This is a genomic window from Sphingomonas sp. FG14 (assembly GCF_057809675.1).
Genome location: NZ_JBMDKK010000039.1, coordinates 1 through 9,497, shown reverse-complemented (window position 1 = coordinate 9,497; position 9,497 = coordinate 1). Strand labels below are relative to the sequence as shown.

Sequence of the window (9,497 nt, the reverse complement as noted above, 5' to 3'; positions counted from 1 at the left end):
CTTCTGTTGCGGTGTCAAGGAAAGGACAGGGCTTCGACAGGCTCAGCCCGAACGGGGGTGAAGACTGGCGCGCTATCCTTTGCGAAACTCAGCCCGAACGGATGTTGGTGGCGGTGCCATGTGTGGCCCGGCCCGAACGGATGGCGGTGGCGGTGCCATGGGTGGCCCGGCCCGAACGGGGAGAGGAAGACTGGCGCCCCCTCACCGCCCCACGAACAGGAACCCCACCGCCGCCATGATGCACGCGAACGCCGCGAAATGGCGCCAGTGCAGCGGTTCGCCCAGCACCCACACCATGAAGCCGCCGAAGATGATCAGCGCGATCGCCTCCTGCGCGATCTTGAGCTGGCCCGGCGTCCACCCGCCCGCGAAGCCGATGCGGTTGGCGGGCACCGCGAAGCAATATTCGACGAGCGCGATGCCCCAGCTTATCAGGATCACCAGCAGGATCGGCTTCTCCATCCCGCCCTTCAGATGCCAGTACCAGGCGATCGTCATGAACAGGTTGGAGATGATCAGCAGCGCGATCGTGGGCATGCTTCGTCCTCAGCGACTCTTGATGAAGCCCCGGATATCGCGCGTCAGCTTCGCGCGATCCTCGTCGCGGACGTACATCATGTGGCCCGCGTCATAATAATGATACTGGATGCGGTCCTTCATGAAGCCCGTGCGGCTCAGCGAATATTCGGCGGCGTAGAAGGGCGTCGCGAAATCGTACCAGCCCTGCCCCACGAAGATGCGCAGCCCGCTGTTCTTGCGCAGGGCGGTGCCGATATAGGGCGCGACATTGACATAGACGTCGTTGTCGCGGCCGCCGCCCAGCCGCCAGTCCCAGGGCTGGACGCTGCCGATCGTCACATAGCGCCGGTCGGTCTGGAAATTGAGCGATTCGCGCACATAGCTGTTGATCGCCGCGGTATAGCCGCCGTCGATGCCGTAGAAGCTGGGATCGTCGTCGGGCGTCTCGCCGGCGCTGTCGAAATCCTTGCCGGTATAGCGGCTGTCGAGCCGCCCCACCGTCAGCCCCCGGTCGCGCAGCAATTCCTTGTAGAAGCGGCCGGGCTCGACGCGCAGGTCCGCCTGTTCGAGATAGGTTTCGGACAGCCCGGTGAAGCGCGCCAGATCACGGCGCACGGCGGCGCGTTCCTCGGCGGGCAGCGACACGCCCTTGAGGAGCGCGGTGATATAGGGGCCGGACGCCCAGCGCCGCGCTTCCTCCGCGAACTGCTCGGGCGTGCCCGCGAACTGCGTCTTGCCGTGGAATAGCGCGGTCACCGCCATCGATGGCAGGTTAAGCATGAAGGTCATCTCGTTGCCCGGCGTATCCGCCCCGGCCGCGAAATCGAGCACGGTGGAGATCAGGATCACGCCGTTCAGCGCCACATCGTTATACTGGCCCTCAAGCTGGTTGAGCACGGCGGCGGAGCGCGTGGTGCCATAGCTTTCGCCGCCCAGGAACTTGGGCGAGTTCCAGCGGCCATTCTGGTTCAGCCAGATGCGGATGAACTCGGCCACCGACTGCGCATCCTTGGTGACGCCCCAGAATTCCTTGGGATCGGTCTTGCCCAGCGCATGGCTGAAACCAGTGCCGACGGGATCGATGAAGACGATGTCGGTCACGTCGAGCAGGCTGTCCGGATTGTCGACCAGCGGATAGGGCGGCGCGCCGTCGTCGCGCGCGTCTGAGGGGATGGCGACGCGCTTCGGCCCGAACGCGCCCATGTGCAGCCACACCGATCCCGAACCCGGCCCGCCGTTGAACAGGAAGGTGACGGGGCGCGAGGGATCGCGCGGCTCCTTCACATAGGAATAGGTGGTGATGCTGGCGCGCGGGGTGCCGTCCTCCGCCTTCAGATAGGTTTCGCCCGCCGTCGCGACATAATTCATCTTCACGCCGCCGAATGTGCCGCTGTGCCGCGTCACCGCCACCTGCGGCGCCGGAATGTCGGACGCGTCGGCCTTCGGCTTCGGCGGATCGGCCTTGTCCTGCGCCATCGCGGGCAGGCTGAACGCGCTCGCCAGAGCAAGACCAATAACCAGCTTTCTCATATTCCTACCCCCGTTCGGGCCGGGCCTGTCGCGGCCCCGTCCTTCTTCTCCAAGCCCGGATAAAGACCAGAAGGCAAGGGCTTCGACAAGCTCAGCCCGAACGGCTTGGGGTTTTGCGACGGAATGACTAGATAGCCGATCATGCAGACGACCCATCTTGGCCGGCAGACGCCGCTTCCCGCCTCTCCCGAAGAGGCGATCCTCGACTACGTCCCGAACCCGCGCGCGGGCAAGCTCTATCTGGTCCGCTTCGCCGCGCCGGAATTCACGTCGCTGTGCCCGGTCACCGGCCAGCCCGATTTCGCGCATCTGGTGATCGATTACGCGCCGGGCGAAACCATCGTCGAATCCAAGTCGCTGAAGCTGTTCCTGGGCAGCTTCCGCAACCACGCCGCCTTTCACGAGGATTGCACCGTGGGCATCGGCGAGCGGCTGTTCGACGAGATGAAGCCGCTCTGGCTGCGCATCGGCGGCTATTGGTATCCGCGCGGCGGCATCCCCATCGACGTGTTCTGGCAATCGGGCGAACCGCCCAGGGGCCTGTGGCTGCCCGACCAGGGCGTGCCGGGCTATCGCGGGCGGGGCTGACCCCGCCCCTTTCACCCTCACACCATTCACCCAAACCGTTCGGGCTGAGCCTGTCGAAGCCCTGCCCTGCCTTGGCACCGCAACGGAAGAACAGGGCTTCGACAGGCTCAGCCCGAACGGGGTTGGGACGGAAGCGATCCGACGCCTCCGGCGAAAGGCCGAATCCGCCGCGCTTCGGCACCGCTTCATCCCAAAGGCACGATTTTTCTTGCTGCAACGCACAATTCGCGCAACCATCGCATATCGGAGTCGTTAGGCTCGCTTGGGAAATCGTCGCACGAACATTTGTTGCAGGAGCGAAAGAACGGGCATGGCCACGATCGACAGCGCGACCGGAAAGATCGAACGTCCCAGCCATATCGCGTTGATCGGCAATTCGCTTCCCCGCCGCTGCGGCCTCGCCACCTTCACCTCGCACACATTGCAGGCGCTCAAGGCGAACTTCCCCGATCTCACCGTCGATCTCTACGCGATGGATGACGGCACCGGCATCGCCTATCCCGATGGCGTCCGCACCATCGCGCAGGACGATCCGATCGCCTATCGCGACGCCGCGCGCGAAATCGAGCGCAGCGGCGCGCAGGCGATCTGGCTCCAGCACGAATATGGCATTTTCGGCGGCGTCGCCGGCGATCACATCCTGGCGCTGCTCGATCGGGTGAACCTGCCGCTGCTGGTGACGCTGCACACCGTGCTCGAACATCCCGGCGCCGACGAGCGCCGCGTGCTGGAGGCGATCGCGCGCCGCGCGTCGAAACTGATCGTGATGGCGGAAAAGGGCCGCGCGCTGCTGCGCACCGTCTATGGCGTTTCCGATCGCCAGATCGAGGTGATCCCGCACGGCGTGCCCGATCGCCCCTTCGTCGCGCCGGACGCGGCCAAGCCGCGCTTCGGCTTCGCGGGGCGCGACGTGATCCTCACCTTCGGCCTGCTCGCGCCCGACAAGGGCATCGAATATGTGGTGGAGGCGATGCCCGCGATCGCGGCCGCGCATCCCAACGCGCTCTACGTCGTCCTGGGCGCCACCCACCCCAATCTGATCCGCCAGCAGGGCGAGGCCTATCGCGAGCAATTGCAGGCGCGCGTCGCCGAACTCGGCATGTCCGGCCATGTCCGCTTCATCGACGCCTTTGTCGAGCAGGAGGACTTGCTCGATTATCTGGAGGCGGCGGACATCTACGCCACCCCCTATGTGAAGCGCGACCAGATCACCTCGGGCACGCTGTCCTACGCGGTGGCGCTGGGCAAGCCGGTGGTTTCCACCCCCTATATCCACGCCACCGAGATCCTGGCCGACGATCACGGCGTGCTCGTCGATTTCCGGAACAGCGCGGCGATCGCGGCGGCGGTCACCGGGCTGTTCGACGACAGGGCCGGGCGCGCCGCGCTTGCCGGCCGCGCCTATGCGCGCGGGCGCACGATGCTCTGGAGCCGCGCCTCCGAACGCGCGGTGGCGCTGCTCGCCGCGATGAAGGGGAAACGGCCGGCGCGCATCGCCGGCAAGCCCGCCCGGCCGCTGGCGCCCGATATCGCCGCCGTCGTGCGGATGAGCGACGCCACCGGCATCCTTCAGCACGGCATCTATTCGGTGCCCGATCGCCGCCACGGCTATTGCATCGACGACAATGCCCGCGCGCTGATCCTGATGTCGCGGATCGACGATATCGAGGATGGCGAGCGCGATCGCTGGACCAGCATCTACGCCGCCTTCGTCCAGCATGCCTGGAACCCCGATCGCCAGCGCTTCCGCAACTTCATGAATTTCGATCGCACCTGGTGCGAGGAGGAAGGATCGGAGGACAGCAACGGCCGCGCGCTGTGGGCGCTGGGCGTCACCGCGCGCGACGCGCGGATGGACAAATACCGGCAATGGGCGGCGCCGCTGTTCGATCAGTCCGCCGGCCTCGCCTTCTCGCTCGGCTCGCCGCGCGCGCAGGCCTTCGCGATGCTCGGCGCCGCCGCGATGATCGGCGCGCATCCGGGCCATGCGCGATCGCGCGAGATACTGGAGCGTTTCGGCGATCAGCTCCTCAATCTGCTGGCGCTGTCGCGCCGGCCGGACTGGCCGTGGTTCGAAGCGGTGCTCGCCTATGACAATGCCCGGCTGCCCGAGGCGCTGCTGCGCGCGGGCGCCGCGCTGGGGCGGCAGGATTATATCGATTGCGGGCTGGCGACGCTCGACTGGATCGTCGCGCAGCAGACCGCGCCGGAGGGGCATTTCCGCGCGGTCGGCACCGAAAGCTTCGGCCGCCCCTTCACCCCGCCCCTGCCCTTCGACCAGCAGCCGCTGGAGGCGCAGGCGACGATCGACGCGTGCGCGGCGGCGGTGGCGGTTTCGGGCGATGCGCGCTGGGTGGATGCGGCGCAGCGCGCCTATCGCTGGTTCCTGGGCGCGAACGACCTGGACATGCCGCTCGCCAGCCAGGGCGACGGCGGCTGTTATGACGGGCTGATGCCCACCGGGCTCAACCGCAACCAGGGCGCCGAATCGATCCTGGCGCTGCAACTGGCCTCGGCGACGATTTCGGGGCTATCCATCGACGCGGAACGCGTGGCAGACAAGCGCGACGCCGCCTGAACTATCGGGGGCGAGGTTCCCACCTCGGGGGAGGCAGATGCTCGACGTCTATAATCACGATCTGCGGCTTTATGCCGATCCCTCGCGCGTGGTGGTGCGTCCCTTCCACCTCGCCTGGCAATCGAACGGCCCCGCGCCCAGCCGCGCGCAGAAGCTGATCCAGCACGTCGTCGACATGGACATGACGACGGCGCGCGCCCAGCTCGAAGCGGTGCTGCGCGATTTCGAGGCGCGCCACTGGCAGACGCGGCGCGTGTTCATGACGCGCTACGAACAGCTCGAGGAGCTGCTGGACCTGAAGCTGGGCGATATCGGCGACGAGAAACGCCAGCTTGTCGGCGCCTATTTCTGCCATGAATACAGCTATGCCGCCGCCGCGCTGATGAACCCCAGCGTGGTGCCGCATTTCGACCAGAGCGGCATGCCCGCGGGATCGCAGCGCATCCTGATGTCGCTGCGCGCGGTGGGCGAGGGCCATATCTCCTCGGTCGCCTTTCGCGAGGGGATCATCACCGACAAGGGCGAGCTGCGGCTGGCGCCCGAACCGCCCTTCGCCACCGCCACCGATTCGCCCGACACCGACGGCGTGTACGAGGACGGGCAGGTCACGGTGTTCCGCCATCAGGACAGCACGCTTTCGGGCACGGTGATCTTCCCGATCACCCCCGCGCAAAAGAACGGGCTGGAGGATCTGCGCCTCGTCCATTTCACGCATGACGACGGATCGGTCGAATGGCTGGGCACCTACACCGCCTATTCGGGGCGGGAGATCCAGTCCGAAATGCTGCGCACGCGCGATTTCCGCTCGTTCGACCTGTGCCCGATCGCGGGATCGGCGGCGCGCAACAAGGGCATGGCGCTGTTCCCGCGCAAGGTGGGCGGCCAATATATGATGATCGGCCGGCAGGACGGGCAGAACCTGTTCCTGATCAAGTCCGGCGATCTGCTCCACTGGGACGAGGGCGATCTGCTGCTGGAGCCGCGCTATCCCTGGGAACTGATCCAGATCGGCAATTGCGGCGCGCCGATCGAGCTGGACGAAGGCTGGCTGCTGCTCACCCATGGCGTGGGCGCGATGCGCAAATATTCGATCGGCGCGGTGCTGCTCGACAAGGACGATCCGTCGAAGGTGCTGGCGCGCTCGCCCGAGCCGATCCTGTCGGCCGCCGATGAGGACCGCGAGGGCTATGTGCCCAATGTCGTCTATACCTGCGGCGCGATGCGGCACGGCGACCTGATCTTCATGCCCTATGGCGTGGCGGACAGCTCGGTCGCCTTCGCCTTCGTGCCGATCGCGAAGCTGCTGGAGCTGATGGAGTAAAAGCATCGCGCGGAAAAGTGGGAACCGGTTTTCCGCACAAGCGATGCGGCAGACAGACAGGAATAAATCCAGGTCTGGCGGGGGTAGAGCATTGTGACTCGCCCATGCTTACACTAATGTAAGCCCATGGCAGCGCTTCCTCACGACCACGCGATCCGGATCGTCCCCGGCGACATCGACTTCATGGGTCATGTCAACAACGCGCATTACCTCACCTGGGTGCAGGAAGCGGTGACCGCGCACTGGCGCAAGCTCGCCCCGGCGGAGGCGGTGGCCCGCCATCTCTGGGTCGCGCTCAAGCACGAGATCACCTATCGCAAGCCCGCCTTTCTCGACGATCAGGTGGTCGCCACCGTCATCCTCGAAAAAGTCCATGGCGCGCGCGCCTTCTACGAAACGCTGATCAAGCGCGGCGAGGAGGTGCTGGCGGAGGTGCGATCGAGCTGGTGCTGCGTCGACGCCGAAACCCTGCGCCCCGCCCGCATCGCCAGCGACATCGCCGAGCATTTCTTCGGCAAGCCGGACTGATCGTCCCCTTGCGCTGGCATGACGTCTGGGATTGCCATCACCAAAACCAACACCGTTCGGGCTGAGCCTGTCGAAGCCCTGCCCTGCCTTGACACCGCAACAGAAAAACAGGGGTTGGCCTACGGCCGACTTCGTCCCGACAAGCTCAGCCCGAACGGGTGCTGGCCGTGGCGATGCGAGCCGGGCTCGCTCAGGCCACTCCCACCGCCCCCTATTTCAGCGGCAGGAACAGCTCCACCACCACGTCATGCACGGGCGCGTTGGGGAAAAAGGTGAAGTGCCGCCGGCAATAGATCGGGAAATCGCGCGCCTCCTCGCCGCTGGCGGGCAGCCAGTCGCGATAGAGGTAGAGCGCGGCGGGCTCCAGATTATGCGTGTTGTGGACGACGCGCAGCACCGCGCAGCGCCCGCCGGGGATCTCGCCGGGCGTCATGCCCTGCTCGTTGGGCGCCACCGGCCGGTCGGTCCCCACGCACAGGTCCATCGCGTAATCGTCCGGGTTCTGGGGGATGCGTTCGGACCGGAAGATGTTGAAGGTCGGGCTGGTCTCGGGCGAAAGCCCCGCCGCCTTGCGCCAGGCGATGAAGCGCTGGATCGTGTCGGGCAGGGTCTCGCGGTCGCCGCGATGTTCCAGCACCGCCACTCTGGTCGGCGCCATGTCCCGGATCGTCACATCGTCCGGGGTGTAGATGATCTGCATCAGCTTGCTCCTGGCATTGTCGAGTGGCCCGAAGGCCGCAAGCCACGGCACCCAATCGGGTGATTTCCGGAACGACGATGGCGATTGCCCCAGCCTGCGGCGAAAGGCGCGGGCAAAGGCGTCGGGCGCGTCATAGCCGGAATCCATCGCGATATCGGTGACGCTGCCGGCGTCGTCCGAAGCCAGCCGGTTCGAAGCGCGCTTCATGCGGGCAAGCTGGATATAGCGATGGACGGACAGTTCGAAGGTCGCCGCGAACTGCCGGTGGAAATGGAATTTCGAAAGCGCCGCGACCCCGCTCACCGTCTCCAGGTCCAGATCCTCGTCGAGATGCCGGTCGATATAATCCAGCACCCGCCGCATCCGGACATGGTAGTTCTCAAGCGCGTCCGCCTTCATCGTCATCCTCCGTGGCGGCCCCAGCTAGCCGCTCGGGTGCGTTGCGCGCTCGACCGATCTTGCGGTTTGGTGTGCGATCCATGGCTGGAGCGACGGGCGGTGATTTCGCGCGACAAGCGCCGGTCACCGCAGCGGTAGGGTTAGGTGGCTAGCGACTCTGCCGAACCGCGAGATACGCATCCTGTTCGGCCTGTTCCTCATCCGTAAAGACGACGTTCTCAACACCCGCGCTCTGATACTCTCCATAGCCGAGCCGGTCGTTATACATCTGCATCGCTTCATGCCATGACGACGCCCTCAGGCTGAACATGAACCGTGCGTTCGGCTCCATCCTGGGCTGAACACGATCATTGTGCTCGTGAACCACAAAGAACGAGCCGCCGTCCTCGTCTTCCCAATATTCGAAAAGCAAGCTCGCCATCCACCGATTATGTCGCCGGGCCGCAATGCCCACAACCCGAGCGCATCACGCCCGCCTCGGCTCAGCACCTGCCGCCGGCCACATCGACGAACGGCTACCAACATGGACCGAACAAATCCCCATCCCCCGGGTCACCCCAGCGAAAGCCGGGGTCTGCCAACCAGATCGCGGCTTATCCTGTGGGCGATCCCAGCCCTCGCCAGAGGCGAGGCCTGTCCTGAGCTTGCCGAAGGGCTGGGATGACGTACTGGATCAACAGGACAAGCACACACCCCGACATCCCGTCGCTCCAGCGAAGGCTGGAGCCTATGCGATACGTCCAGCCGCGCTGAAGTCCGAATATCGTATGGGCTCCAGCCTTCGCTGGAGCGACGGACGGTGATTTGATGCGAAAAGCGCCAGCCACGGTAGCGGCTGGAACTGACGGGAAATCGTCATTCCAAAACATTAATCGCCATGCGCTACCACACATGTCCTGGTACGCATGAGGTGGGAATCGATGATCCTTTTGGCCTTGGCCCTGGCGGCCGATTACCAGCCACATCCACGCGAACATCCCCAATCCGCGATCACATGGCTCGATCATTACGATTATTGCCTGGAGGCAAATCACGCTGCGGTCCTCAAGGAGAAACGGGAGAACGGAGATCAGTGGGCCGCAAAGCGCGCAGTCATCAGATGCTGGCCTGTCGAAGCTGGCGTTCGCGGCAGGATTGTGGACGAGCTTTCGAACAACCACGAAAAGAATGCAGCCGAACGTCACGACATCGCCAACCGGCTCATCTGGATGGTCGCAACGGCATTCGCCACGAGGCACAATATGAAGGTCAGCGATCTGGGGCCGCTCTCGCCTGAGAACTAGGTGTTTGATCCCACGGTTTGATGGTGCGATCCTTTCATTGGAATGGAAGGA

At 65.2% G+C, this 9,497-nt stretch carries 9 protein-coding genes; 5 read left to right on the top strand and 4 right to left on the bottom strand.

Annotation, left to right across the window (positions count from 1 at the left end; all coding sequences use genetic code 11):
- Nucleotides 1-201: 201 nt before the first annotated feature.
- Together ACODTA_RS29910 and ACODTA_RS29905 are read right to left on the bottom strand one after the other, a co-directional pair.
- A complete protein-coding gene (locus ACODTA_RS29910) occupies nt 202-537 on the bottom strand; it encodes a DMT family protein (RefSeq protein WP_489071270.1) in 336 nt (111 codons plus the stop codon).
- 9 nt (nt 538-546) lie between these two features.
- Nucleotides 547-2,049, bottom strand: a complete 1,503-nt coding sequence (locus ACODTA_RS29905; protein ID WP_489071268.1) for a S10 family peptidase — start codon at nt 2,047-2,049, stop codon at nt 547-549.
- A gap of 141 nt (nt 2,050-2,190) precedes the next feature.
- Between ACODTA_RS29905 and queF the strand changes: the two genes are divergently transcribed.
- From queF to ACODTA_RS29885, 4 genes are all read left to right on the top strand, one after another.
- A complete protein-coding gene (gene queF / locus ACODTA_RS29900) occupies nt 2,191-2,637 on the top strand; it encodes a preQ(1) synthase (protein WP_489071266.1) in 447 nt (148 codons plus the stop codon).
- Nucleotides 2,638-2,947: 310 nt separating this feature from the next.
- Complete coding sequence (locus ACODTA_RS29895; RefSeq protein ID WP_489071264.1) at nt 2,948-5,215, top strand: glycosyltransferase family 4 protein; 2,268 nt, start codon at nt 2,948-2,950, stop codon at nt 5,213-5,215.
- A 37-nt stretch (nt 5,216-5,252) separates the two neighbouring features.
- Complete coding sequence (locus ACODTA_RS29890; RefSeq protein ID WP_489071262.1) at nt 5,253-6,536, top strand: glycoside hydrolase family 130 protein; 1,284 nt, start codon at nt 5,253-5,255, stop codon at nt 6,534-6,536.
- A 126-nt stretch (nt 6,537-6,662) separates the two neighbouring features.
- The gene (locus tag ACODTA_RS29885) at nt 6,663-7,064 is read left to right on the top strand and encodes an acyl-CoA thioesterase (protein ID WP_489071260.1); all 402 of its coding nucleotides are present in this window, start codon (nt 6,663-6,665) and stop codon (nt 7,062-7,064) included.
- Nucleotides 7,065-7,275: 211 nt separating this feature from the next.
- Here ACODTA_RS29885 and ACODTA_RS29880 read toward each other — a convergent pair whose 3' ends face one another.
- Together ACODTA_RS29880 and ACODTA_RS29875 are read right to left on the bottom strand one after the other, a co-directional pair.
- Entirely contained in the window at nt 7,276-8,163 is an 888-nt protein-coding gene (locus ACODTA_RS29880; protein WP_489071258.1) for an AraC family transcriptional regulator, read from the bottom strand.
- A gap of 148 nt (nt 8,164-8,311) precedes the next feature.
- Nucleotides 8,312-8,584: a hypothetical protein gene (locus ACODTA_RS29875; RefSeq protein ID WP_489071256.1), complete on the bottom strand. Its 273-nt coding sequence runs from the start codon at nt 8,582-8,584 to the stop codon at nt 8,312-8,314.
- A gap of 499 nt (nt 8,585-9,083) precedes the next feature.
- Between ACODTA_RS29875 and ACODTA_RS29870 the strand changes: the two genes are divergently transcribed.
- The gene (locus ACODTA_RS29870; protein ID WP_489071254.1) at nt 9,084-9,446 is read left to right on the top strand and encodes a hypothetical protein; all 363 of its coding nucleotides are present in this window, start codon (nt 9,084-9,086) and stop codon (nt 9,444-9,446) included.
- The last annotated feature ends 51 nt before the right edge of the window (nt 9,447-9,497 follow it).

Bases quoted from the DNA above. Each gene is read 5' to 3' on its own strand.
- ACODTA_RS29910 (WP_489071270.1), bottom strand. From the start codon at position 537: ATGCCCACGATCGCGCTGCTGATCATCTCCAACCTGTTCATGACGATC.
- ACODTA_RS29905 (WP_489071268.1), bottom strand. From the start codon at position 2,049: ATGAGAAAGCTGGTTATTGGTCTTGCTCTGGCGAGCGCGTTCAGCCTG.
- queF (WP_489071266.1), top strand. From the start codon at position 2,191: ATGCAGACGACCCATCTTGGCCGGCAGACGCCGCTTCCCGCCTCTCCC.
- ACODTA_RS29895 (WP_489071264.1), top strand. From the start codon at position 2,948: ATGGCCACGATCGACAGCGCGACCGGAAAGATCGAACGTCCCAGCCAT.
- ACODTA_RS29890 (WP_489071262.1), top strand. From the start codon at position 5,253: ATGCTCGACGTCTATAATCACGATCTGCGGCTTTATGCCGATCCCTCG.
- ACODTA_RS29885 (WP_489071260.1), top strand. From the start codon at position 6,663: ATGGCAGCGCTTCCTCACGACCACGCGATCCGGATCGTCCCCGGCGAC.
- ACODTA_RS29880 (WP_489071258.1), bottom strand. From the start codon at position 8,163: ATGAAGGCGGACGCGCTTGAGAACTACCATGTCCGGATGCGGCGGGTG.
- ACODTA_RS29875 (WP_489071256.1), bottom strand. From the start codon at position 8,584: ATGGCGAGCTTGCTTTTCGAATATTGGGAAGACGAGGACGGCGGCTCG.
- ACODTA_RS29870 (WP_489071254.1), top strand. From the start codon at position 9,084: ATGATCCTTTTGGCCTTGGCCCTGGCGGCCGATTACCAGCCACATCCA.